24 protein-coding genes and 1 other RNA gene are annotated in these 22,545 nt (G+C 61.8%); 14 read left to right on the top strand and 11 right to left on the bottom strand.

Features of this window, described 5'->3' with window-relative positions; translation table 11 throughout:
• Positions 1-324 precede the first annotated feature (324 nt).
• From V5F23_RS26980 to V5F23_RS26965, 4 genes are all read left to right on the top strand, one after another.
• Entirely contained in the window at positions 325-981 is a 657-nt protein-coding gene (locus tag V5F23_RS26980) for a DUF1120 domain-containing protein (protein ID WP_042730918.1), read from the top strand.
• Positions 982-1,166: 185 nt separating this feature from the next.
• Positions 1,167-1,865 carry a fimbria/pilus chaperone family protein gene (locus V5F23_RS26975; RefSeq protein WP_080922107.1) on the top strand — a complete coding sequence of 233 codons (699 nt, stop codon included), beginning with the start codon at positions 1,167-1,169 and terminating at the stop codon, positions 1,863-1,865.
• Entirely contained in the window at positions 1,865-4,474 is a 2,610-nt protein-coding gene (locus tag V5F23_RS26970; protein ID WP_338497042.1) for a fimbria/pilus outer membrane usher protein, read from the top strand. The genes V5F23_RS26975 and V5F23_RS26970 overlap by 1 nt, the downstream gene beginning before the upstream one ends.
• Complete coding sequence (locus V5F23_RS26965) at positions 4,452-4,949, top strand: hypothetical protein (protein WP_338497040.1); 498 nt, start codon at positions 4,452-4,454, stop codon at positions 4,947-4,949. The genes V5F23_RS26970 and V5F23_RS26965 overlap by 23 nt, the downstream gene beginning before the upstream one ends.
• Before the next feature lie 3 nt (positions 4,950-4,952).
• On the opposite strand, the gene V5F23_RS26960 is transcribed toward V5F23_RS26965, so the two are convergent.
• Genes V5F23_RS26960 through V5F23_RS26945 form a run of 4 tightly spaced genes read right to left on the bottom strand, consistent with a single transcriptional unit; the run spans position 4,953 to position 7,811 of the window.
• Positions 4,953-5,690 carry an amino acid ABC transporter ATP-binding protein gene (locus tag V5F23_RS26960; protein WP_042730920.1) on the bottom strand — a complete coding sequence of 246 codons (738 nt, stop codon included), beginning with the start codon at positions 5,688-5,690 and terminating at the stop codon, positions 4,953-4,955.
• Complete coding sequence (locus V5F23_RS26955; RefSeq protein WP_042730921.1) at positions 5,677-6,327, bottom strand: amino acid ABC transporter permease; 651 nt, start codon at positions 6,325-6,327, stop codon at positions 5,677-5,679. The genes V5F23_RS26960 and V5F23_RS26955 overlap by 14 nt, the downstream gene beginning before the upstream one ends.
• A complete protein-coding gene (locus V5F23_RS26950; RefSeq protein ID WP_042730922.1) occupies positions 6,324-7,004 on the bottom strand; it encodes an amino acid ABC transporter permease in 681 nt (226 codons plus the stop codon). Before V5F23_RS26950 ends, V5F23_RS26955 begins: the two co-directional genes overlap by 4 nt.
• A gap of 21 nt (positions 7,005-7,025) precedes the next feature.
• Positions 7,026-7,811, bottom strand: a complete 786-nt coding sequence (locus tag V5F23_RS26945; protein WP_042730923.1) for a transporter substrate-binding domain-containing protein — start codon at positions 7,809-7,811, stop codon at positions 7,026-7,028.
• Positions 7,812-8,065: 254 nt separating this feature from the next.
• Here V5F23_RS26945 and V5F23_RS26940 point away from each other — a divergent pair, with 254 nt between their 5' ends.
• The 7 genes from V5F23_RS26940 (at position 8,066) to V5F23_RS26910 (ending at position 16,234) form a co-directional block, all read left to right on the top strand.
• Positions 8,066-8,773 carry a FadR/GntR family transcriptional regulator gene (locus tag V5F23_RS26940; protein WP_042730924.1) on the top strand — a complete coding sequence of 236 codons (708 nt, stop codon included), beginning with the start codon at positions 8,066-8,068 and terminating at the stop codon, positions 8,771-8,773.
• Positions 8,774-8,894: 121 nt separating this feature from the next.
• Positions 8,895-9,224 (top strand): thioredoxin TrxA, encoded by a 330-nt coding sequence (gene trxA, locus V5F23_RS26935; RefSeq protein ID WP_042730928.1) that lies wholly within the window; start codon positions 8,895-8,897, stop codon positions 9,222-9,224.
• A gap of 241 nt (positions 9,225-9,465) precedes the next feature.
• Positions 9,466-10,725: a transcription termination factor Rho gene (gene rho, locus V5F23_RS26930; protein WP_003206716.1), complete on the top strand. Its 1,260-nt coding sequence runs from the start codon at positions 9,466-9,468 to the stop codon at positions 10,723-10,725.
• A gap of 152 nt (positions 10,726-10,877) precedes the next feature.
• A complete protein-coding gene (locus tag V5F23_RS26925) occupies positions 10,878-12,833 on the top strand; it encodes an acyltransferase family protein (protein WP_338497036.1) in 1,956 nt (651 codons plus the stop codon).
• A gap of 78 nt (positions 12,834-12,911) precedes the next feature.
• On the top strand, positions 12,912-14,378 hold the full coding sequence (gene ubiD, locus V5F23_RS26920) for a 4-hydroxy-3-polyprenylbenzoate decarboxylase (RefSeq protein WP_042732143.1): 1,467 nt from the start codon (positions 12,912-12,914) through the stop codon (positions 14,376-14,378).
• On the top strand, positions 14,378-15,346 hold the full coding sequence (locus V5F23_RS26915; RefSeq protein ID WP_338497035.1) for a CDP-6-deoxy-delta-3,4-glucoseen reductase: 969 nt from the start codon (positions 14,378-14,380) through the stop codon (positions 15,344-15,346). Before ubiD ends, V5F23_RS26915 begins: the two co-directional genes overlap by 1 nt.
• A gap of 219 nt (positions 15,347-15,565) precedes the next feature.
• Positions 15,566-16,234, top strand: a complete 669-nt coding sequence (locus V5F23_RS26910; RefSeq protein WP_047735805.1) for a gamma-glutamylcyclotransferase — start codon at positions 15,566-15,568, stop codon at positions 16,232-16,234.
• Here the strand turns inward: V5F23_RS26910 and glpT are convergent.
• Together glpT and V5F23_RS26900 are read right to left on the bottom strand one after the other, a co-directional pair.
• Positions 16,210-17,559 carry a glycerol-3-phosphate transporter gene (gene glpT, locus V5F23_RS26905; protein WP_047735806.1) on the bottom strand — a complete coding sequence of 450 codons (1,350 nt, stop codon included), beginning with the start codon at positions 17,557-17,559 and terminating at the stop codon, positions 16,210-16,212. The two genes, V5F23_RS26910 and glpT, sit on opposite strands and share 25 nt — an antisense overlap.
• 410 nt (positions 17,560-17,969) lie before the next feature.
• Positions 17,970-18,947, bottom strand: a complete 978-nt coding sequence (locus V5F23_RS26900) for an NADPH:quinone oxidoreductase family protein (RefSeq protein ID WP_042731577.1) — start codon at positions 18,945-18,947, stop codon at positions 17,970-17,972.
• Between the two features lie 150 nt (positions 18,948-19,097).
• Here V5F23_RS26900 and V5F23_RS26895 point away from each other — a divergent pair, with 150 nt between their 5' ends.
• Positions 19,098-19,514 carry a flagellar basal body-associated protein FliL gene (locus tag V5F23_RS26895; protein WP_042731586.1) on the top strand — a complete coding sequence of 139 codons (417 nt, stop codon included), beginning with the start codon at positions 19,098-19,100 and terminating at the stop codon, positions 19,512-19,514.
• 52 nt (positions 19,515-19,566) lie between these two features.
• On the opposite strand, the gene V5F23_RS26890 is transcribed toward V5F23_RS26895, so the two are convergent.
• Positions 19,567-20,019 (bottom strand): EVE domain-containing protein, encoded by a 453-nt coding sequence (locus tag V5F23_RS26890; protein WP_042731578.1) that lies wholly within the window; start codon positions 20,017-20,019, stop codon positions 19,567-19,569.
• A gap of 195 nt (positions 20,020-20,214) precedes the next feature.
• On the opposite strand from V5F23_RS26890, the gene V5F23_RS26885 reads away from it, so the two are divergent.
• Complete coding sequence (locus tag V5F23_RS26885) at positions 20,215-20,361, top strand: hypothetical protein (RefSeq protein WP_172679762.1); 147 nt, start codon at positions 20,215-20,217, stop codon at positions 20,359-20,361.
• Between the two features lie 35 nt (positions 20,362-20,396).
• Here the strand turns inward: V5F23_RS26885 and V5F23_RS26880 are convergent, their stop codons facing one another.
• From V5F23_RS26880 to V5F23_RS26865, 4 genes are all read right to left on the bottom strand, one after another.
• Entirely contained in the window at positions 20,397-21,002 is a 606-nt protein-coding gene (locus V5F23_RS26880; protein WP_042731579.1) for a 5-formyltetrahydrofolate cyclo-ligase, read from the bottom strand.
• Positions 21,003-21,116: 114 nt separating this feature from the next.
• Positions 21,117-21,296: non-coding RNA, 6S RNA (gene ssrS / locus V5F23_RS26875), on the bottom strand.
• Positions 21,297-21,326: 30 nt separating this feature from the next.
• Positions 21,327-21,644, bottom strand: a complete 318-nt coding sequence (locus tag V5F23_RS26870; RefSeq protein WP_024780504.1) for a cell division protein ZapA — start codon at positions 21,642-21,644, stop codon at positions 21,327-21,329.
• On the bottom strand, positions 21,641-21,850 hold the full coding sequence (locus tag V5F23_RS26865) for a TIGR02449 family protein (RefSeq protein WP_042731580.1): 210 nt from the start codon (positions 21,848-21,850) through the stop codon (positions 21,641-21,643). Before V5F23_RS26865 ends, V5F23_RS26870 begins: the two co-directional genes overlap by 4 nt.
• A 129-nt stretch (positions 21,851-21,979) precedes the next feature.
• On the opposite strand from V5F23_RS26865, the gene V5F23_RS26860 reads away from it, so the two are divergent.
• Positions 21,980-22,534, top strand: a complete 555-nt coding sequence (locus V5F23_RS26860) for a YecA family protein (RefSeq protein WP_042731581.1) — start codon at positions 21,980-21,982, stop codon at positions 22,532-22,534.
• The last annotated feature ends 11 nt before the right edge of the window (positions 22,535-22,545 follow it).

The raw sequence follows: 22,545 nt of genomic DNA, 5'->3' as shown, positions 1-22,545 counted from the left end.
TTTGCGTTGAAGCGTATTGCCCAAAGGGAACAGGGCTGGTCTACACCTGCTCCGATGCTGCATGAACGATGATGGCCACTAACGGGTGCGGCTGAGTTTCTGGCGGGCAACGGTTATCTATAAGATATTTATGTAGGAAAGTTTCTATGGTTTTGTAGTTGGTAGAAGTTTCCTACGATTCATGATGATGTTTCCTGCTTATCTTTAGGGGCTTTTTCCAGATACTTTCGCCCGGCAATTTCGCCGTGAAGTTAGTTGTTGCATCGTTGAAGTGTCGATGTTGCATGACTGACATCAAGCTGATGTGATTTTAAGGGAATTGATATGAAGAATAAGTTTGGACTGGCCGCAGTCGCTGTTCTCGTTCTGGCGTGCACTCATGCCCAGGCGGCTGATTTGCAAGTGACAGGTAGCATTGTTCCGGGCAGTTGCTCTCTGAATATTCCTACGACGGCTGTCGATTATGGGCGAATCAGCGTCAAGGACTTGAGCCCGGTCAATTACACAAAGTTGAGCAAGCTGAATACGGCATTCACCATCGTCTGTGACGGGCCGACGCTTGTCGGTTTGACCGCCAACGATAACCGGGCGGCTAGCAAAAAGCATGAAGCCATGGAGGTCATCGATCCAGGTCTTGCTTATCCACAAAATAGTTTCGGCCTGGGCGCGAACGCCGACGGCGAGAAAATTGGTGCCTTCAGCCTGCATGTTCGTAACTATTCCGTAGACGGGGACACGGACTTCAAGACGATCTTGTCCGCAGTGGGGTCAGGCGGCTGGATCAACGCTGGGAACTTTTTGCGCAGCGTGCCCAGTTACATGCTCTCGTGGTCTACGAGCAGTGCCACGACTCCCCACCTTTTGACAACAGTCTCCGGCGAGTTGGAAATCGAGGCGGCGATCAACAATACGACTGAACTGGTTGTGCGCGAAGACCTGCAAATAGATGGCAGTGCAACGCTGGAGTTGACTTACATCTGATGAAACGGCCAGCCCCGTTCCAGGGGCTGGCTCCTTGCAGGCACATGGGCTCTGCGCCGTCGATGGATGTGGACGATCAGGTCCGGCATCTGGATGTGGCCGTTTCGAGCCCGATTATTCAAACCCTATAGATCGCTCCACGAACGTCGTTTCGTGGTGGGAGAGCGTGTGTGTTGGATTTCTCAATGAAACTTGGATCGACCCTGCGAGCAGTGCTGTGCCTGGGCTGCTGTGCAGCGGGGCCGGCCATGGCGGCCGGCATGCAGCCGGAAACCACGGTGGTCATTTTTTATGAAGAGCATGGCCAGGCCCATATCAACGTCACCAATACGGATGCCGGCCCGACGCTGCTGCATTCGAAAGTCGAACACATCCCCGAAGACCCCGAGCTGTCGGTGATCGTGACGCAGCCGGTGGTGCGGGTCGACGCCGGGCAAACGCAGTTGATCCGTCTGGTTGGGGCGTTCACGGAACCGCTCAAGACCCAGCGCTACAAGCGTGTCACCTTCGAAGGGATTCCTCAGAAGAAGCTCGACGGCGGGGCCACCGTCGGGATCAACATCCGGCATAACCTGCCGCTGATCATTCATCCCAAGGGCTTGCCTCGGCATTCGGCACCGTGGGAGCTCTTGAAATGGACCGTCGAGGGCGAAAACCTGGCGGTCCAGAACGACAGCCCCTACGTCGTGCGTTTGTCTGAGCGGGTGCAGTTGAACCCGGCCAACGCCTCTGTGGCCCTGCCGCGCACTTACGTCTTGCCGGGCGAAACCTTGACGGCCGAGCTCAAGGCGCCCGTGTCCGCCGTCACGTCGGTCACGATCCAGCCTGCGACATTGTATGGGTTTGCGATTGGCAACTTCGATGCGCCGGTCGTGAGTCGATGATGATGCTCATGCATGCCACGCCATGCCCTGGCCTGCGCAGCGGTGATGGTCAATGGGGGGTCGCGGGAACGGGCAGCGCCCGCTGGTCGCATGGCCTGGCCTTGTCCGCAGTGATCTGCTGGAGCGCCAGTAGCCAGGTGCACGCGCAGGATCAAGGCTCCACCGACCGCTCATTTGCCCAGTTCGATACCTCGATTCTCTCGTCCCGAGGGATCGATCCTCGCGTTTCGGATTACTTGCGGGCCACGCCACGTTTCCATGAGGGGGCACAGGTGGTCAGCCTGCGGGTCAACGGCAATCCGCTGGGCTTGACCGAGGCGCGGTTCGATCGCGAAGGCGCGTTGTGCTTCACCCGCAGCCTGCTTGAGAAGGCCGGCGTGCAAGTGCCTGCCGCGATCATTGGCGGGGCAGGGGTGGGCGACCAGGCCTGCCATGATTTCCTGGCGCGGTTCCCCAACACGGTCGTCAGCCTGCTTCCCGGTCGCGAAGAGGTTGCGTTGGTGGTGCCGAGCGAGGCATTGCGAGAGCCGGGGTTTGCTGAAGGCGCCTTTTCCCAGGGCGGTCTGGCTGGCCTGCTCAATTACGATGTGCTGGGCCTGGATAGCCAATCGAGCTCGGGCGGTGGCAATCGCTATCTGTCCGCGGCCACGGAGGCTGGCGTCAACCTGGGGGACTGGATCGTGCGCAGTCGCCAGCTCTACACCTCGATCAACGGGGTGCAACGCAGCGAGCACCTGTACGCCTATGCCCAGCGCGACGTCCTGGCGTTGCAATCCACCTTCCAGGCCGGGCAGCTTTCCAGCAACAGCCCGGTGTTCGGAGGGGTGCAGTTTTCCGGTTTCCAGTTTTTCCCCGACGGCGTCAAGCGCGGCGAGGGTTCCGGCGGGGCCGTGGTGGAAGGGTTGGCCCTGAGCCAGTCCCGTGTGGAGGTCCGCCAGTCCGGTGCGTTGATTTATACGACACTGGTTCCGGAAGGCCCCTTCACCCTCAGCCACTTGCCGCTGCTCAACGGCACCAGTGATCTTGACGTGAGCGTGATCGAAGAAAACGGCGCAGAGCAGCGTTTTGTCGTGCCGGCGGCGTCTTTTCGCGGCATGACGCCCGCTCAGTCGGGCTATTACCTCTCCCTGGGCCAGGCGCGTGGGGCGGGGAAGGGGGAAGGTGAGCAGCCGTTGCTGGCGATGGGCAGCGCAACCTGGGGCATCGGGCGCGGCGCGGCGTTGAGCAGCGGTTTGGTGGGGGCGCAGAATTATCAGGCGGTGGGCCTCGGGCTCGACACGCGCCCCATGGACAATCTCGCGCTCGGCGCGCGGGGCAACGTCTCCCATGACAAAGCCAGCGGCAGGTCGGGCGCGCGTAGCAGTCTTTCGCTGGGCACGTCATTGGCTGACAGCCTTGACCTGTCACTCAGCGTGACCCGGCAGACGCTAGGGTATCGCGAGGTCTCGCAGCTCCACTCCGTTGGCAAGGAGGACGAGGACGGTCGGCAGGACTTCTACGCGTCGCGTTTCAAGGACCAGTACACGGCTGGGCTCAACTGGTTCGATCCGGCGCTGGGTGGTTTCTCGCTGGGTTACACGCAGTCATCGCAGTTCGATAACCAGACGTATGCACGCTTGTACGGCTCGTGGAACAAATCGTTCAAGCACGCGAATGTGAGTGCCTACATTGACTCGGCAATGGGCACGTCAAGCGCCTACGATGATGGCGTGTCGGTCCGCCTGCAGGTCAGCGTGCCGCTGGGCAGGGACCGACGCGCTCGTTCGTCTCTGACCCATCAGGGCAGCCGTTCCACCCTGGGAGCTGCCTACAGTGAGCGCATAAGCGACTCTCTCAACTATGAAGTGGGGCACGAGCAAGGGCTGAACCATCCGAATTCCCAGACACGCGGCAGTCTCAACGCCTTGCCGCGCTACACCCAGGTCGGGCTCGGCGCCAGCCAGGACCGTTTCAGCACGCATTACAACGGTTATCTCAGGGGGGGCGTCGTCGCCCATGGGCAAGGGGTGACCTTTTCTCCTTACCGAATCCAGGAAACGTTCGGCGTCGTATCTGTGGAAGGCGTTCCCAGAGCCCGGATCAACACGCCGCAAGGCCCGGTATGGACCGACTCGCAGGGCCGGGCGGTGATTGCCAGCTTGCCTGCCTACAACAACAGTCGTGTCGAGGTGGACACCCGGTCACTGCCCAGACGCGTGGACATCCAGAATGGCACCAAGGTGCTGAGCGCCGGGCGTGGCTCGTTCAATGCCGTCGATTTCTCCGTGCTCAACGTGCGCCGGCTGCTGGTCCAGGCCCGTGACGAAAGCGGCGCGGCACTTCCACAGGGCGTCTCGGTGCTGACGACCAATGACGACTTCCTGACCAGCGTGGCCGGCGAAGGCCTGATTTTCCTCAGCGATATCAATGAGCAGCAGGCCCTGAAAGTTGCGTTGTCCGGCTCCAGGACGTGCCAGCTTCAATTCGAATTCATGGAAAACAATGATGAAGACCTCCCTTATGAGACCGCTTCGGCGGTCTGTCGCGACTTTTCGGCATCCGAGGCAATGGCTTCTAGCGAGGAGCCTGTGTTGCCTGGGTCTGCTGTTGGCGAACCCAGCGAAGGCTGAGCAATGCAGCGTGTCGCTGAGCCAGGACCGGCTCGATTATGGCCGCCTGCACCAAGGCCAACTGCTGGTCGAGCAGCCGGGCCAGGCAGAGCTGGCGCTGGGCAAGCGAACCTTCAACCTGAATGTGGTCTGTGCCGAGCCCACCACGATGGCCTTGCGTTTCGACAGCCCTGGGGCCGGGCCAGAGGCCTTCAGCCTGGGGCTCCACGGTCATTTCACGATCAGCCTCACGCGGCCCCGGCTGGACGGGCAGGCTGTCGAGCTGTTCCAGGGGCGTGCCCGCACCCTGGAGCAGGGCAGCCGTCTATTGCCCGGACAGACACTGGTTGCCCGGCAGGGCGGAGGGCCTGTCCGGGGGCGGATGTTTTCCGCGCAGGTCGAGATCGAGACCTACTTGCCCGCCAGTGCGGCCCGGGTCCGTGATGAGACGTCGATCGATGGCCGCGGGCGCTTCGAGCTCGTGCCGCAGCCCTGAACGTCAGGCGGCCGGTTCCACGGTGCCGATGAAATTCGCCAGCTCCGCCGTCTGCGGAGCGGCGAACAACACCTTGGGATCGCCCACCTCATGCACCTTGCCCTGGTGCATGAACACCAGTTTGTCGCCGACCTCCCGGGCAAAACGCATCTCGTGGGTGACCATGATCAGCGTCATGCCCTCCTGGGCCAGTTGCCGCACCACGCTGAGCACTTCGTTGACCAGCTCCGGGTCCAGGGCCGAGGTGATCTCATCGCACAGCAGCACTTTCGGCGACATCGCCAGGGCACGGGCGATCGCGACCCGTTGCTGCTGGCCGCCGGACAAGCGTTCCGGGAACGCATCGAATTTTTCGCCGAGGCCGACCCGTTCGAGCATCTGGCGCGCCAGTTCGGCCGCCTTGGCCTTGGGCACTTTCTGGACGACCTGAGGCGCGAGCATCACGTTCTCGCCGACCGTCAGGTGCGGGAATAGGTTGAATTGCTGGAACACCATGCCGACTTTCTGCCGCAGGCTGCGCAGATCGGCGCGGGCCGCATCGAGGTATTCGCCGTCCACTTCGATCACGCCATCGTTGATCGACTCCAGGCCGTTGAGCGTGCGCAGCAAGGTGGATTTGCCCGAGCCGCTGCGACCGATGATCGCCACCACCTGGCCTTCCTCGACACTCAGGTCGATGCCCTTGAGCACGTGGTGATCGCCGTAGTACTTATGCAGGGCGGATATTCTAAGCAGAGGCATGCAGTCTCCTTTCCAGGTAGCGCGCACTGAGGGACAAGGGGTAGCAGAGCAGGAAATAACCGAGGGCCACCAGGCCATACACCATGAACGGCTCGAACGTGGCGTTGGCGAGCATCCCACCGGTCTTGGTCAGTTCGGTGAAGCCGATGATCGAGGTGACGGCGGTGCCCTTGACCACCTGCACCGAAAAGCCCACGGTCGGCGCCACGGCAATGCGCAGAGCCTGTGGCAGGATCACGTAGCGCAACTGCTCCAGGCGGTTGAGGGCCAGGCTCGAAGACGCTTCCCACTGGCCATTGGGGATTGCCTCGACGCAGCCGCGCCAGATCTCCGCCAGGTAGGCGCTGGTGAACAGTGTCAGGGCGATCGCCGCCGCCATCCACGGCGAAATCTCCACCCCGGCCAGGGCCACGCCGAAGAACACCAGGAACAACTGCATCAACAGCGGTGTGCCTTGGAAGAGTTCGATGTAGGTACGGGCGATGTTGCGCGGCAGCGCATTTCTGGAAATGCGCAGCACCATGACCAGCAAGCCGATCACGCCGCCCCCGATGAACGCCACCAGCGACAGCGCCAGGGTCCATTGCAGGCCGGTGAGCAGGTTGCGCACCACGTCCCAGAACGTGAAGTCACTCATGGCCGGCCCCCCGCGCTGTTCCGGTACAGGCACTGGCGGCCGATCCAGTTCAGGAACTGGCGGATCAACAGCGCCATGCACAGGTACACCAGGGTCGTCAGGGCGTAGGTTTCGAAGGCGCGAAAGTTGCGCGACTGAATGAAGTTGGCAGCAAAGCTCAGCTCTTCGGTGGCGATCTGCGAACACACCGCCGAGCCGAGCATCACGATGATGATCTGGCTGCTCAGGGCTGGCCAGACCTTGCCCAGCGCCGGCAGCAACACCACGTGCCGGAACGCTTCGAAGCGGCTCATGGCCAGGGCCGCGGCCGCTTCCAGTTGCCCCTTCGGGATCGCCTGGATACCGGCGCGGATGATCTCGGTGGAATAGGCGCCGAGGTTGATCACCATCGCCAGCACCGCCGCCTGCCATTCGGAAATCTGCAGGCCCAGGGACGGCAAACCGAAGAAGATAAAAAACAGCTGCACCAGGAACGGCGTGTTGCGGATCAACTCCACGTATACGCCGAAGATCGCCGCGAACGGGCGAATGTTCCACGCCCGCACCACGGCCCCGACGATGCCCAGGCCGACCCCGAGCAAGGCACCGATGGCCGTCAGTTCCAGGGTGAACAGGGCGCCGCGCACCAGCAACTCAGTGTTTTGCACCACTGGCAGAAAATCGAACTGATAAGCCATGCTCAGTCTCTCAGGCGACGATCAGAGATCGGCCGGCAGCGGCTGCTTGAGCCAGGTCTGGGCGTTTTTCTCCAGGCTGCCATCGGTCTTGGCGGTGGCGAGGATCTGGTTGACCTTGTCCAGCAACGCCGGCTCGTTCTTGTTCACGCCCACGTACACCGGGGAGTCCTTGAGTTTGACTTTCAAGGCCGGGACCCGCTTGGGGTTGCGTTCGCTGATGGCGACCATCACCACGTTGCCGCTGGCGATCAGGTCCACCTGGCCGGCCAGGTAGGCGGCGATGGTCGAGTTGTTGTCTTCGAAGCGCTTGATGGTGGTGCCTTCGGGCGCGACCTTGGTGAGCTCGATGTCTTCGATGGCGCCACGGGTGACGCTGATGGTCTTGCCCTTGAGGTCATCCAGGCCATTGATCGGCGCATCGGGTGGGCCGAACACCGCCAGGTAGAACGGCGCATAGGCGCTGGAGAAATCGATGACCTTCTCGCGTTCAGGGTTCTTGCCGAGGCTGGAAATCACCAGGTCGACCTTGCCGGTGGTCAGGAACGGAATACGGTTGGTGCTGTTGACCGGGGTCAGTTCCAGCTTGACCTTGAGCTGGTCGGCCAGCAGCTTGGCGGTGTCGATGTCCAGGCCACGGGGCTTCATGTCCGGGCCCACCGAACCGAACGGCGGGAAGTCCTGCGGTACGGCGACCTTGAGGGTGCCCCGCTTGACCACGTCTTCCAGGCCGTCGGCGTGGGCGGGTAGCTGGCAGAGCATCAGGCTGGCAAACAGAGCTGTGAGCAGGGCGCTGCAACGCTGAATCATGGCGAATCTCCGCAATCGGTGATGTGATTTCTGCGTTCGGACAGAGCACAGGCCATGCCAAGGCGCCTTTTCAGCCGCCCAGGCCGCGGTTTTGCTGGTGGGAAGCGGTCTTACTGGTCTGAACAGTCGTGGTGTTTTTCGCACCGTTATCGGGCGTCGGTATTTGTCGCCGAACCCTGCTGGGGCACGACTTGCCGGGCGCGGCGAATAGCTTTACAACTAGCCGCTCACTGGCCCGGTTCGTCTTAAAAATCATGAATTCCATCGCTCGCGCCGTTCCTGAAGTGGCCCTGCAAGCCATCCGCAAACTGATCGTCGATGAAGGCTTCGGGCCGGGCGATGCGTTGCCGTCGCAACGGGAGCTGGCGCTGCAATTGGGGGTGAGTCGGGCGTCGCTGCGCGAAGCGCTGTCATCCCTCAGTGCCCTGGGCATGATCAGCGTGCAGCCGGGCAAAGGGGTCTTCGTGCAGGCACCGGTAGAAGCTTCACGCAGCGAATCGGCGCCGGGCTGGCCGTTCGCGGCCCAGGCCACGCCGGTGGATATTTTCCAGTTGCGCTACGCTCTGGAGGGTTTCGCGGCGGGGTTGGCGGCGGTGACGCTCAGCGCCAATGAGCTGGACATGCTGCAAGACAATGTCGAAGCCATGCGACGGGAATTGAAGATTGGCGATTTCGACGCCGCCGCGCGGCTGGATTTCGAATTTCATCGACGAATCCTGTTGGCCAGCGGCAACCAGGCGATGCTGAGCATTCTCACCGCTAGCGCCGACATCTTCCTGGAAAGCCAGAAACTACCGTTCATCAGGGCCGAGCGGGCGATGGAAACCTGGCAGGAGCATCGCAAGATCCTTCGCGCCCTGGCTCGTCGGGCTTCAGGCGCTGCGCAAAAAGCCATGCAGGAACATGTACGTAATGCTGCACTGCGTACCGGGATTTCCTTCGTCGCCCCCGCGGCTTCATGACCTCGACCATACCCAAAGCCATCGACCGCCATAGCGAGACTCAATCAACTGCGGCTTCCTGAACCCGGGAAGGGCCGCTATGATGGGCCACGTTTTTTTGCTGACAACCCCGGAGATTTCCATGAGCAGCGATCTGATCAAACACGTTAGCGACGCTAGCTTCGAGGCTGACGTACTCAAGGCCGAAGGCTTCGTACTGGTCGACTATTGGGCTGAGTGGTGCGGTCCGTGCAAAATGATCGCCCCGGTCCTGGACGAAATTGCCGAGACGTATAAAGGCAAGCTGACCGTTGCCAAACTGAACATCGACGAAAACCAGGAGACTCCGGCCAAGCACGGCGTGCGTGGTATCCCGACCCTGATGCTGTTCAAGAACGGCAACGTCGAGGCGACCAAGGTAGGTGCGCTGTCGAAATCGCAACTGGCGGCTTTCCTCGACGCCAACATCTAAGCGTCGAATGCCATTGAAAAAGCCCCGCAAATCGCGGGGCTTTTTCGTTATTCGGGGCTAGACGCTCGCAAACCCAGGTGTTACATTCGGCCCCGCACTGGTTTCTCCTGTGCCCCCTGCAAGCCGTCGCCGACGCTCTCCTTTCGATTAAGTACGCGATCCTGTCGCCTTCTCTGCGGCGCGGCCTCATTAAGCCAAAAGCTTAATTTCCCCCCTCCATAAATGATTACGTCATTCCTATATGAATCTGACTGAACTCAAGCAAAAGCCGATTACCGAACTGCTCGAATTGGCCGAACAGATGGGCATAGAAAATATGGCCCGTTCGCGCAAGCAGGACGTGATTTTCTCCCTGCTCAAGAAGCACGCTAAAAGCGGCGAGGAAATCTCCGGTGATGGCGTGCTGGAGATTCTCCAGGACGGCTTCGGCTTCCTCCGCTCCGCAGATGCTTCCTATCTCGCCGGCCCAGACGATATCTACGTCTCGCCGAGCCAGATCCGTCGCTTCAACCTGCGCACCGGTGACACCATCGTTGGCAAGATCCGCCCTCCGAAGGAAGGCGAGCGTTATTTCGCGCTGCTCAAGGTCGACACCATCAACTTCGACCGTCCGGAAAACGCAAAGAACAAGATTCTGTTCGAGAACCTGACCCCACTGTTCCCGACCGTGCGCATGAAGATGGAAGCCGGCAACGGCTCCACCGAAGACCTCACCGGTCGTGTCATCGACCTGTGCGCACCGATCGGCAAGGGCCAGCGCGGCCTGATCGTGGCTCCGCCGAAAGCGGGCAAGACGATCATGCTGCAGAACATCGCGGCGAACATCGCCCGCAACAACCCTGAAGTTCACCTGATCGTGCTGTTGATCGACGAGCGTCCGGAAGAAGTGACCGAGATGCAGCGCACCGTGCGCGGCGAAGTGGTTGCCTCGACGTTCGACGAGCCGCCGACCCGTCACGTGCAAGTGGCCGAAATGGTGATCGAGAAGGCCAAGCGCCTGGTCGAACACAAGAAGGACGTGGTGATCCTGCTGGACTCCATCACCCGTCTGGCCCGTGCCTACAACACCGTGATCCCGAGCTCCGGCAAGGTGCTGACCGGTGGTGTCGATGCCCACGCCCTGGAAAAACCAAAGCGTTTCTTCGGTGCCGCGCGCAACATCGAAGAGGGTGGCTCGCTGACCATCATCGCCACCGCACTGGTTGAAACCGGTTCGAAGATGGACGAAGTGATCTACGAGGAGTTCAAGGGCACCGGCAACATGGAACTGCCTCTGGATCGTCGCATCGCCGAGAAGCGGGTCTTCCCGGCCATCAACATCAACCGCTCCGGCACCCGCCGCGAAGAGTTGCTGACCGCCGACGACGAGCTGCAACGCATGTGGATCCTGCGCAAGCTGCTGCATCCGATGGATGAAGTCGCTGCCATCGAGTTCCTGGTCGACAAGCTGAAGACGACCAAGACCAACGATGAGTTCTTCCTGTCGATGAAGCGCAAGTAACAAGCACGGCATCGGCCAAAAAGGCGCCCCGGACAGGGCGCCTTTTTTTTGCGACACGCGGCCTGGACCGCGTTTATCGAACCGGATAACTTTTGCCGGTTGCAGGTTCTTTTCCCATCATCGCCTGTGTATCCACCTCGACAAGGATCGTTATGCATGTATTTGGCAACCGCCGTGATATCGACGGCCTGCGGGCGCTGGCCGTCATTCCGGTCGTGCTGTTCCACTTTGGCTTCGGCGCCTTCAGCGGCGGTTTCGTCGGCGTCGATGTCTTCTTCGTCATTTCCGGCTTCCTGATCACCGGCATCCTGTTCCGCGAGATCAGCTCGCAGCGCTTCAGTTTCGTCGACTTCTGGGCAAGGCGTGCCCGGCGCATCCTTCCGGCCTTGAGCGTGGTCATGCTCGTAACCCTGGTCCTGGGCTGGTTGTTGCTGGCGGCCAAGGACTTCTCGCAGTTGGGCAGGGCGGTGCGCTATCAGGCGATGTTCATGTCGAACATCCTGTTCATGCGCGAGGACGGTTATTTCGAGCCAGCCTCGGACCTCAAGCCGTTGCTCCACACCTGGTCCCTGGCGGTCGAAGAGCAGTACTACATTTTCTTCCCGCTGCTGATGGTGTTGTTGATGCGCCATGTGCGTCACTGGCGCTGGGTGTTGTTTGCGGTGTTGCTGGGGTCCTTCGCGCTGAACATCGGCTATGTCGAGCGCAAGCCTGACCTGGCCTTTTTCTCGCTGCCCACGCGAGCCTGGGAGCTGCTGTGTGGGGCGATGCTCGCTGTCTGGCCGGCGCCCCGGCACGCTGTGCGCCCATGGGTTTATCAACTGGTCGGCCTGGCAGGGTTGATCGCCGTGCTGGCGGCGATCTTCACGTTCGACAAGACCACGGTGTTCCCTGGCTGGGCCGCTCTGCTGCCAGTACTCGGCGCCACCGCACTGATCTGGTCCGGTGCCCAGGGGCCGAGCTGGACCGCGCGCCTGCTGAGCGCACGAGTGCTGGTCTGGGTGGGCTTGCTGTCTTATTCCTTCTACCTGTGGCATTGGCCGGTCTACGTCTATGCCAATGCCATTTCCGTGGACGGGATCCAGTCTTGGGAGGCATTGGGCTGGATCCTGCTGGCGCTGGGCCTGGCCTGGCTGAGCTGGCGCTTCGTCGAGCTTGCGTTCCGTGAGAAGCGTTGGCTGGCCGGGCGCAAGTCGGTGTTGATCGGGGCGGGAGTGGCCATGGCCGTCCTGGCCGTGACGGGTGTGGTGGTGCGATCGGCGGATGGCTTTCCCCAGCGCATCACGGGCAAGGCGCTGGAATATGCGCAAGCGCGGGATTGGCGGGCCGGACAGATGGAATGCATGCTCGGTTTCTCGGATACGCAGCCGGACAAGGCCTGCCTGCTGAGCGCAAACAAAGACCTGCCGGCCACGCAATTATTCTGGGGCGACAGTCATGCGGCGGCGCTGCTGCCAGCGGTGCAAGCCAGCGGGACCCGCGATGGGCGCCCCGTGTGGCTCTACGCCATGGGCGGCTGCCCGCCGGTGCAGAGCGCTGACGTCTCGCCGCGCTGTCGGGATTTCAATGAGCGGACCATGGAGCAGGTGCGTCGCCTGCACATCAGGGATGTGGTGCTGGCGGCCAACTGGAGCCTGTACGTCTACGGGCGCGAGGATGGGGACAAGAAGCACATGCTCAACCGCCTGGATGACCGCGCCACGGCCGAAGCGCGCATGGCGGCGGCAATCAAGGCCCGTGTGGCGACGATCAGGGCCACGGGGGCGCAAGTCTGGTTGTTCAAGGAAGTGCCCCTGCAGCGCCTCGGCACGATCAGCCGCTTGACCAGCCTGGCACGGACAGGCCGCTCGGCCGAGGGCCTGGGCCGTCCGCTTCAGGAGCACCTGGCGCGTCAGCAGGCCTTGAGTGCCTTGTTCGCGTCGATGAGCGCCGCCGATGCCGGTGTGCATGTCATCGACCCGGCGCCGCTGATGTGTCCGGGCGAGGTCTGTCGCATCGAGGTCAACGGCCATACCCAGTACAAGGATGAAGATCATTTGTCTGACATCGGCAGTACCCGCCTGAGCCCGCTGTTCGCCCCCTTGCTGCTGGGTACGACCGATTATTGAGCGCTCCGCGCATGCGCAGGCTGCTGTTTGAGCGCTGGAGCAGGTAGGATGTACGCCTATTTTCGGGGTGGCATCTCAATGAAATTCAAGGATCTTCGGGATTTCGTGCAGCAGCTTGAGCAGCGCGGCGAGTTGAAACGCATCCAGGTTCCCATCTCTCCGGTGCTGGAGATGACGGAAGTCTGCGACCGCACGCTGCGGGCCAAGGGCCCGGCGTTATTGTTCGAGAACCCAACGGGCTATGACATCCCGGTGCTGGGCAACCTGTTCGGCACGCCGGAACGCGTGGCCATGGGCATGGGCGCCGAATCGGTCGACGAGTTGCGCGAGATCGGCAAGCTGCTGGCGTTTCTCAAGGAACCCGAGCCGCCCAAGGGCCTGAAGGATGCCTGGTCCAAGCTGCCGATCTTCCGCAAGATCATTGCCATGGCGCCCAAGGTCGTCAAGGACGCGATCTGCCAGGAAGTGGTAATCGAGGGCGACGATGTCGACCTGGCCATGCTCCCGGTGCAAACCTGCTGGCCAGGCGACGTGGGGCCGCTGATCACCTGGGGCCTGACCGTCACCAAGGGCCCGAACAAGGACCGCCAGAACCTGGGCATCTATCGCCAGCAGGTGATTGGTCGCAACAAGGTCATCATGCGCTGGCTGAGCCACCGCGGCGGTGCGCTGGATTACCGTGAGTGGTGCGATAAGCATCCTGGCCAGCCCTTCCCGGTGTCGGTGGCCCTGGGCGCGGACCCGGCGACCATCCTCGGCGCCGTCACGCCGGTGCCGGACAGCCTGTCCGAGTATGCGTTCGCCGGCCTGTTGCGCGGCAACCGTACGGAGCTGGTGAAGTGCCGTGGCAACGACCTGCAAGTGCCGGCCACCGCCGAGATCATCCTCGAAGGCGTGATCCATCCCGGCGAGATGGCCGATGAGGGGCCGTACGGCGACCACACCGGTTACTACAACGAAGTGGACAGCTTCCCGGTCTTCACGGTCGAGCGCATCACCCATCGGCTCAAGCCGATCTACCACAGCACCTACACTGGCCGCCCGCCCGATGAGCCGGCGATCCTCGGCGTGGCGCTCAATGAAGTGTTCGTGCCGATCCTGCAGAAACAGTTTCCGGAAATCACCGACTTCTACCTGCCGCCGGAAGGCTGTTCGTACCGGATGGCCGTGGTGACGATGAAGAAGTCGTATCCGGGGCACGCCAAGCGCGTGATGCTGGGGGTCTGGTCGTTTTTGCGACAGTTCATGTACACCAAGTTCGTTATCGTCACCGACGACGATATCAATGCGCGGGATTGGAACGATGTGATCTGGGCCATCACCACGCGCATGGACCCCAAGCGCGACACGGTAATGATCGAGAACACGCCGATCGACTATCTCGACTTCGCCTCCCCGGTGTCCGGCCTGGGTTCGAAGATGGGGCTCGATGCCACGCACAAATGGCCCGGTGAAACCACTCGTGAATGGGGCCGGGTGATCGTCAAGGATGAAGCCGTGACCCAGCGGATCGATGCCCTCTGGAATCAGTTAGGAATAGATTGATGCGTGTAACCTTGCAGCCTTCCGGGGCGGTCCTGGACATACAGCCCGCCGAGCGGATCCTCGATGGCGCGCGGCGCCTGGGCTATGAATGTCCGCAAAGCTGCCGCAACGGCAACTGTCACGTGTGTGGTGCGTTGCTGGTGGAGGGTCGCGTGAAGCAAGCGGGCGAGGTGCGCGATCACGGTGAGATCTTCACCTGCATCGCCGAACCGCTGGAGGACTGCGTGGTGCTGTGGGATGGCGTGTTGTCGCCGGGCGAGCTGCCGGTACGCAAGCTGGTGTGCCAGGTGAGCGAATGCGCCGACGTGGGCGGCGATGTCTGGCGGGTACGCCTGCGTGCACCGGCAGGCAAGCCGCCGCGCTACCACGCCGGGCAGTACTTGATGCTCGAACGGGAAACCGGCGAGAAGTCGGCGTTCTCCCTGGCTTCGGCACCGCACGGCGGGCGTGACCTGCAACTGCATGTTCTGGTGCGCGAAAGCAGTGCGCGGGCGCTGCTTGCACAATTGCAACGCAACCCCAGCGTGGCGGTGGAAATGCCGTTTGGCGACACGCACTTGTCCGAGCTGCCGGACGGCCCATTGGTGCTGATCGCCGCTGGAACCGGCATGGCGCAGATGCACAGCCTGATCGAGCATTGCCGCGCGACGGGGTTCAAGCATCCGGTGCACCTGTACTGGGGCGTGCGCCGACCGAACGATTTTTATGAAATTGAGCATTGGGACGAGTGGAAGCAACTGCCGAATCTGTTCCTGCACAAAGTCGTCAGCGACTTGTGCGGTTGGGAAGGGCGCTGCGGGATGCTTCACGAAGCGGTGTGCGAGGACATCCGCGACCTCTCTGGCGTGCACGTGTACGCCAGTGGCTCGCCGGCGATGATCTACGCCACGCTGGACGCCCTGGTGGAAGCCGGGATGGACGCGCACCAAATGCGCGCCGACGTGTTCGCCTACGCCCCGCGGGCTTGATAGCGCGGGGCGCCTGCTCCGGCCGGGCTGCCTGGCAGCCCTCCATCCCACCCCCTCGTGACAGCTTTATGACCCCCTATATTTCGTTTCGGTATTTAGCCTTTGCGCCTGGATACCGATAACGTATATAGCGCTGGATGGCATCCAACTTGCCTTGTTCCGGATAAACGTCATCCCCCTGACGCGCGCCAGCCCCATTATTGAAAGACGCTACCGGCCATGACCGCTATCGAATCCGCCATAACCTGCGCTCTGTACCCACCACGGCTCGACCTGGGGGCACAACTGACCCATGAACAATTGCTCGCCTCGATGCAGTCGACCATGAGTCGCCATCGCGGCGGCCCGGTCTGGCTGTTTGCCTACGGCTCCTTGATCTGGCGGCCCGAATGCACGGCGGTGGAGCGGGTCCGTGGCCGGGTCCATGGTTATCATCGCGGCTTGTACTTGTGGTCCCACGAACATCGCGGCACCCCGGAGTTGCCAGGGTTGGTGTTCGGGCTGGATCGCGGCGGTTCGTGCAGCGGCTTCGCGTATCGCTTGCCACAGGAGAACCTCGAGGATTCGCTGTTTGCCCTGTGGCAGCGCGAGATGCCGGTGCCGTCCTATCGGCCTCACTGGCTCAGTTGCCGCCTGGAGGATGGCAGCCGCGTGCAGGCCCTGGGCTTCGTGCTGGAGCGGCACCTGCCCAGCTACGCCGGCAACTTGCCGGACCATGTGCTGAGCCAGGTGTTCGAAAGCGCCAGCGGTCGTTACGGCACCACTCGCGACTACGTCGAGCAGACCGTCCACGCCCTGCGCAGCCACGCCATGCCAGATCGGAATCTGGAGGCGCGGCTCAAGCGTTGCAGGTCAGCCCAGGATCAGACGACCGCTTCGCGACTCTGACTGGCGACTTGCTTGTGCCACAGGGTTGGCGCAAGGAAGGCCATGGCCAGCAGGCAGGCACCGATCAATAGTACGAAGCCGCCGTTCCAGCCAAAATGGTCCACGGTGTAGCCCATGGCAGCGCTTGCCGCGACCGAGCCGCCCAGGTAGCCAAACAGGCCGGTAAAGCCTGCGGCGGTGCCGGCGGCTTTCTTTGGGGCCAGCTCCAGTGCCTGCAAGCCGATCAGCATGACCGGGCCGTAGATCAGGAAGCCGATGGAAACCAGGGCGATCATGTCGACGGTCGGGTTGCCGGCCGGGTTCAGCCAGTACACCAGCGTGGCCACGGTCACCAGGGCCATGAACACCATGCCTGTCAGGCCACGGTTGCCGCGGAAGATCTTGTCCGACATCCAGCCACACAGCAGCGTGCCGGGAATACCCGCCCACTCGTAGAAGAAGTAGGCCCAGGAGCTTTTATCCACGGTGAAGCCCTTGGCTTCCTTCAGGTACGTCGGTGCCCAGTCCAGCACGCCATAGCGCAGCAAGTAGACGAACACGTTGGCCATGGCGATGTACCAGAGCATTTTGTTGCGCAGCACGTACTTGACGAAGATTTCCTTGGCGCTGAATTCGTTCTCGTGGCTGGCGTCGTAGCCTTCCGGGTAGTCGTTCTTGTACTTTTCGATCGGCGGCAGGCCCACCGATTGCGGGGTGTCGCGCATGGTCACGAAGGCAAATACAGCAACCGCCAGGGCCACGGCAGCAGGCACGTAGAACGCGGCGTGCCAGTCATTGAACCAGCCCATGCCCAGCAGGAACAGCGGGCCGATCAGGCCGCCGCCGACGTTGTGCGCCACATTCCACACCGACACCACGCCGCCGCGCTCTTTCTGCGACCACCAGTGCACCATGGTCCGCCCGCTGGGCGGCCAGCCCATGCCCTGGGCCCAGCCGTTGATGAACAGCAGGATGAACATCATGGTCACGCTGGACGTGGCCCAAGGCGCGAACCCGAAGATGAACATCACCCCCGCCGATACCAGCAGGCCGAATGGCAGGAAATAGCGTGGGTTGGAGCGGTCGGACACCAGGCCCATCAGGAACTTGGACAGGCCGTAGGCAATGGCGATGGCCGACATGGCCAGGCCCAGTTGGCCTCGGCTGTAGCCCTCGTCGATCAGGTAGGGCATGGCCAGGGAGAAGTTCTTGCGCAGCAGGTAGTAACCGGCGTAGCCGATGAAGATCCCGGCGAAGATCTGCCAGCGTAGGCGTCGGTAGGTGCTGTCTATCTTTTCTTCAGGCAAGGGCGCCTGGTGTGCGGCAGGACGAAAGAAAGCAAACATTCAAGGGCTCCAGGATTCTTGTTATGCGGATGTGAATGTTACAGTTTCGTTACCGAAAATAGCATTGCTTCTCATCACTTAAAAAGCGGAAATTTTCCTGATCGAATGTTCTTAAATGAACATGTCGCTCAGACGTAGTCGAAGGGCGCTGTAGGAAGCTTCGTCAGTGGCGTTTTCACACCCCGAATCGCAGCCTGCGCGACAAGGCAATGGGAAACGTCCTTCATTGATAGGGGACGTCTCGCCATTCAGCCTTTGGGCCATGCTGCTGATGAGGGCCGGGGTGGCGGGCACGGTCCGGGTCGGCTTTACGGCGCACGCCGACGGCCGGGTCGAGTCGGGCGCGATGCTGCACAGCGATCATCCCGACTTCGCCGATGCCGCCCGAAACGCCGTGAGCCAGTAGCGCTTCAGCGCACCTGCACGACGACTTTGCCCACGGCCTTGCGCTGCGCCAGGTCATTGATGGCCTGGGCGGCGTTGTCCAGTGGGTACACCTGCGAGACCAGAGGCTTGAGCTTGCCTTCGGTGAACCAGCCAAACAGTTGCTGGAAGTTGGCGGCATTGTCCTGGGGCTGGCGTTGGGCGAAAGAGCCCCAGAACACGCCCATGACGGCGGCGCCCTTGAGCAGGGCCAGGTTGACCGGCAGTTCGGGGATGCGTCCGCTGGCAAAGCCCACCACCAGCAGCCGGCCATTCCAGGCGATGGCGCGAATGGCCTGGTCGAACAGGTCGCCACCCACCGGGTCGTAGATCACGTCGGCGCCCTGGCCGTCGGTGAGGCGCTTGATCTCATCCTTTAGGCTGGCTTCGCTGTAGTTGATCAGTTCGTCGGCACCGGCCGCCTTCGCCACGGCGAGCTTCTCGGCGCTGCTGGCGGCGGCGATCACCCGTGCGCCCATGGCCTTGCCGATCTCCACTGCCGCCAGGCCGACACCCCCGGAGGCACCGAGCACCAGCAAGGTTTCGCCGGGTTGCAGGTGGGCCCGTTGCTTGAGGGCGTGCATCGAGGTGCCGTAGGTCATGCTGAAGGCGGCAGCGGTGTTGAAGTCCATGGCTGCTGGAATAGGCAACACGTTGTAGCCAGGGACCGCGACCTGTTCGGCAAAGCTGCCCCAACCGGTCAGTGCCATCACCCGGTCGCCGACTTTCAGGTGGCTGACCTTTTCGCCCACGGCGCTGACGACGCCCGCCGCTTCGCCGCCAGGGGAAAACGGGAAGGGTGGCTTGAATTGGTATTTGCCCTCGATGATCAGCGTGTCAGGGAAATTCACCCCGGCGGCGTGCACGTCCAGCAGGATCTCATTCTTCTTCGCAATGGGGCTGGCGACGTCTTCCAGCACCAGCGATTCGGCAGGGCCGAATTCTTTGCACAGCACGGCTTTCATCAGGGCTATTCCTTTGGGAGTGATGGCCGATAAGTGTAGGTGTGAGAGTCAACGGGTCAACGAGCATGCCCCGCCCTGATAGCCGGCCATAAGCTTGTGCTTGAACGGCGGGTCGGTATGCTGGGCCGCAAACCGGATGAGGAGTCGAATGTGAAAGCGTGGATTGTGTTGATGCTGGCCCTGGCGCTGCCTGCGGCAGTGATGGCCGAAGAGGCCAAGGAAGCGAAGGAAGGCGAGGCGCCGAAGGTCAGCTACATCACCCTCAGCCCGCCCTTCGTGGGCAACTATGGCCTGGACGGTACGGCGAAGCTGAAGGTCTACAAGGCTGACGTGGCGCTGCGGGTGACCGGCGATGCGGCTGCCGCGGCGGTGAAGGCGAATGAACCGCTGATTCGCAACCAGTTGGTGGCATTGTTTGCCCAGCAGACCGTCGAGACGATGAACAACGTCGAGGCCAAGGAAAAGCTGCGCCAGGAGGCGTTGAAGCAGACCCAGCAAGTGATGAGCGACGAGACTGGCAAGCCGACGGTGGAAGATCTGTTGTTCAACAACCTGATCATTCAGTAAGGCTTGAGGGCCAGGGCGGGGCTTTCGTGAGCCTGCTCGCGAAGACGGTCGTCTAGGGTTTCAACCCGATGACCGCCGCCCATTGTTCGGCTGTCACGGGCATCACCGACAGTCGCGAGCCTTTCTGCACCAGTGGCATCTCGGCCAATGCGCTCTGCTGCTTGAGGTAGTCGAGCTTCAGCACCCGGGCAAATGTCTCGACGTGAGCCACGTCGATGGCCGTCCAGGGGTTCTTGTCCGGGCTGGCCTTGGGGTCGTGGTAATGGCTGTCGGGGTCCAGTGCGGTCGGGTCGGGGTAGGCTGCGCGGACGATCCGGCCGATCCCGGCGATGCCCGGCTCGGGGCAACTGGAGTGGTAGAAGAAAAACGCATCGCCGACGGCCATGGCTCGCAGGAAATTGCGCGCCTGATAGTTGCGAACCCCGTCCCAGCGCGCCTGGCTGAGCTTTTCCAGGCCTTGGATGGAGAGCTCGTCGGGCTCGGACTTCATCAGCCAATAGGCCATGATTTCTACTCCTGGGCGGTGTGCTTGAAAATAGTTCAGCGATTTTATGACAAACCGACAGTCGGTTGACGCCAGAGTTTGCGTGTCGCTGCAGGTTGCCGCAAAATGCCGGCCTTCCAAGCTTGACGCTGCTGCACGGCCAATAAGAAAACCGCTGCTGTCATCGTGTGTGATATGCCTTGAGGGGGGCAATCGATGAAACGCAAACCGGATTTGTTGTGGATTCTGGTCATTCTGTTCGGTCTGGGTGTCGTGACCACGGGTTACGCACAAAGCCTGTGGACCAACAAGGTCGAGGCGCCGATGGACATTACCCAGCCCGCGCCCACGTTCAAACGCTGAACCCGTCTTCCTGGCGCCGCTGATTGCCGCGGCGCCTATTGCGCACTATACCAATGCCTGTCGCTGACCGTGCCCTGTAGCGGTACGTCCCAGCTTGCCTGTGCCAACCGGTCGACCTTCTGGCATTCATGGGCCAGCCCCAGCAATGTCGGTTTGCGCCACTGCCGGCGCCGCGCCAGGTACGCCAGGCTGCGGTCATAGAAGCCGCCGCCCATGCCCAGCCGACCTCCGGCATCGTCAAACCCCACCAACGGCAATAACACCAGGTCCAGCGCCCAGACCTTGCGTTGCCGGGCAATGTCGATCCGGGGTTCGAGGATACGGAAACGATTGGGATGCAGTTGCTCGCCAGGGCGGATGCGTTGGAAAACCATTTTGGTCCGCGGCCACGAGCTGAGCACTGGCAAGTACGTGGCCTTGCCCCGGCGCTGGGCGGCACGCAGCAGCAGGCGCGGGTCGATCTCGCCATCGTTGGGCAGGTACAGGGCAATGTGCCTGGCGCGGCGGAACAGTGGATGCTGGGCCAGTTGCCGGTACAGCCCCAGGGCCGCTTGCCGTTGCTGGGTAGGCGTCAGGGCTCGGCGGGCCTGGCGCAGCAGGCGGCGAAGTTGCGGGCGGGGCAGCAGCGCGGGTTCGGTCATGTCGAAAGTTCACGGTGTCGGCGATGGCACAGCGTAACCGCAAAACAGGACACTCATAAATGCCCGGGCCGGAAACGACGATGCCAGTCGCATGGACTGGCATCGTCTGGAATCAGGCTCCCCGGATGAACCGCTGTCGGCTTAGCCCTTGAACCCGAAAGTTCAAGGTGGAAGTTGCAGGAGGCGTTAAGGCTTTCCGTCAAGCGGACATGCACACCGGCCCCAACGTGCAACCCCCGTGGTTGTGCGTATCGGCTCAGGGACATCACCAACTGGCAAGCACCCCAGGGAGTGAGGCGAGTATACCCCAGGCTGCCTCGCGAATCAGCCCTTGCTGACGTCTGGATCGGTCGCCAGCACCAGATCCACCCGTTCGAGCAGGTCGCGGACCTGTTCGCGGGTCGAGCCACTGACCTGCACGTCAGGCGTATCCTGGCGATGCAGCAGGTCGTGGGTGATGTTCAAGGCGGCCATCACGGCAATGCGGTCGGCGCCGATGACCTTGCCGCTGCTGCGGATCTCGCGCATCTTGCCGTCCAGGTACCGGGCGGCGCTCACCAGGTTGCTGCGCTCTTCCTGGGGACAGATGATCGAATATTCTTTATCGAGGATCTGCACGGTAACGCTATTGCTTGAACTCATGAGTCTTGCTCCAGGGCCTTGAGGCGCGAAATCATCGATTCGACCTTACGCCGGGCGATTTCGTTTTTTTCAATGAGGTGAGCGCGTTCCTCGCGCCAGGTTTTTTCCTGAGCTAATAGGAGTCCGTTTTGGCTCTTTAGTTGCTCGACCCGCTCAATTAGCAATTCGAGTCTGGCCATCAGCGCTTGCAGGTCGTTGTCTTCCATTGTGTCCACTGAAGAGAGTGTCTGATGGGGAATGCAGGTCGCACAGCCTCTGATAGTCTTGGCGAGTCTGTCGATGTAGGATACAAGGCCTCCATTCTAGACATAGCGCCGTCTGGCGCCTAGCTGCCCATGCCCATTCAGAATTCCCCGTATCAAGCGTTCGCCACCCTGCTGAGTTCCAGCGGTCATCCTGTTTCGCCTGCCGAACTGCACGGCCTGCTGCTCGGGCGCAGTTGCGCCGGCGCCGGTTTCGATGTCGAGGGCTGGTTGGCCGATGCCGCCGAACTGCTCGAAGGCGAGCCGGCGGACAATGTCCGCAATGCACTTGTTGGCCTGCAGGAAATGGTCAAGGGTGAATTGACCAGCGACGACATGACCGTCGTCCTGCTGCTGCCCACCGACGACACCCCGCTGGCTGAACGTGCTGCTGCATTGGGCCAGTGGTGCCAGGGTTTCCTCGCCGGCTTCGGCCTGACTCGCCGCGAATACGCGCTGAGCGAAGAAGCAAAAGAAGTGTTGCAGGATTTGGCCGCGATCTCCCAGGTCCAGGATGCCCTGGAAGAGTCCGACGACGGCGAAAGCGACTACATGGAAGTGATGGAATACCTGCGGGTCGCGCCCTTGCTGCTGTTCACCGAGACCCGGAAAACCTCGGAACCGGCCGCCAAGCCGTCCTTGCACTGATCGCCTGAAAG

Origin of the sequence: Pseudomonas sp. WP18, assembly GCF_036689585.1 — a bacterium.
In the GTDB taxonomy this organism is placed as follows: domain Bacteria; phylum Pseudomonadota; class Gammaproteobacteria; order Pseudomonadales; family Pseudomonadaceae; genus Aquipseudomonas; species Aquipseudomonas chlororaphis_E.
Note: the sequence above shows the minus strand (reverse complement) of the source record. Positions and strands in the feature narration are given on the sequence as shown.

Bases quoted from the DNA above. Each gene is read 5' to 3' on its own strand.
- V5F23_RS26980 (WP_042730918.1), top strand. From the start codon at position 325: ATGAAGAATAAGTTTGGACTGGCCGCAGTCGCTGTTCTCGTTCTGGCG.
- V5F23_RS26975 (WP_080922107.1), top strand. From the start codon at position 1,167: ATGAAACTTGGATCGACCCTGCGAGCAGTGCTGTGCCTGGGCTGCTGT.
- V5F23_RS26970 (WP_338497042.1), top strand. From the start codon at position 1,865: ATGATGCTCATGCATGCCACGCCATGCCCTGGCCTGCGCAGCGGTGAT.
- V5F23_RS26960 (WP_042730920.1), bottom strand. From the start codon at position 5,690: ATGCCTCTGCTTAGAATATCCGCCCTGCATAAGTACTACGGCGATCAC.
- V5F23_RS26955 (WP_042730921.1), bottom strand. From the start codon at position 6,327: ATGAGTGACTTCACGTTCTGGGACGTGGTGCGCAACCTGCTCACCGGC.
- V5F23_RS26950 (WP_042730922.1), bottom strand. From the start codon at position 7,004: ATGGCTTATCAGTTCGATTTTCTGCCAGTGGTGCAAAACACTGAGTTG.
- V5F23_RS26945 (WP_042730923.1), bottom strand. From the start codon at position 7,811: ATGATTCAGCGTTGCAGCGCCCTGCTCACAGCTCTGTTTGCCAGCCTG.
- V5F23_RS26940 (WP_042730924.1), top strand. From the start codon at position 8,066: ATGAATTCCATCGCTCGCGCCGTTCCTGAAGTGGCCCTGCAAGCCATC.
- trxA (WP_042730928.1), top strand. From the start codon at position 8,895: ATGAGCAGCGATCTGATCAAACACGTTAGCGACGCTAGCTTCGAGGCT.
- rho (WP_003206716.1), top strand. From the start codon at position 9,466: ATGAATCTGACTGAACTCAAGCAAAAGCCGATTACCGAACTGCTCGAA.
- V5F23_RS26925 (WP_338497036.1), top strand. From the start codon at position 10,878: ATGCATGTATTTGGCAACCGCCGTGATATCGACGGCCTGCGGGCGCTG.
- ubiD (WP_042732143.1), top strand. From the start codon at position 12,912: ATGAAATTCAAGGATCTTCGGGATTTCGTGCAGCAGCTTGAGCAGCGC.
- V5F23_RS26915 (WP_338497035.1), top strand. From the start codon at position 14,378: ATGCGTGTAACCTTGCAGCCTTCCGGGGCGGTCCTGGACATACAGCCC.
- V5F23_RS26910 (WP_047735805.1), top strand. From the start codon at position 15,566: ATGACCGCTATCGAATCCGCCATAACCTGCGCTCTGTACCCACCACGG.
- glpT (WP_047735806.1), bottom strand. From the start codon at position 17,559: ATGTTTGCTTTCTTTCGTCCTGCCGCACACCAGGCGCCCTTGCCTGAA.
- V5F23_RS26900 (WP_042731577.1), bottom strand. From the start codon at position 18,947: ATGAAAGCCGTGCTGTGCAAAGAATTCGGCCCTGCCGAATCGCTGGTG.
- V5F23_RS26890 (WP_042731578.1), bottom strand. From the start codon at position 20,019: ATGGCCTATTGGCTGATGAAGTCCGAGCCCGACGAGCTCTCCATCCAA.
- V5F23_RS26885 (WP_172679762.1), top strand. From the start codon at position 20,215: ATGAAACGCAAACCGGATTTGTTGTGGATTCTGGTCATTCTGTTCGGT.
- V5F23_RS26880 (WP_042731579.1), bottom strand. From the start codon at position 21,002: ATGACCGAACCCGCGCTGCTGCCCCGCCCGCAACTTCGCCGCCTGCTG.
- V5F23_RS26870 (WP_024780504.1), bottom strand. From the start codon at position 21,644: ATGAGTTCAAGCAATAGCGTTACCGTGCAGATCCTCGATAAAGAATAT.
- V5F23_RS26865 (WP_042731580.1), bottom strand. From the start codon at position 21,850: ATGGAAGACAACGACCTGCAAGCGCTGATGGCCAGACTCGAATTGCTA.
- V5F23_RS26860 (WP_042731581.1), top strand. From the start codon at position 21,980: ATGCCCATTCAGAATTCCCCGTATCAAGCGTTCGCCACCCTGCTGAGT.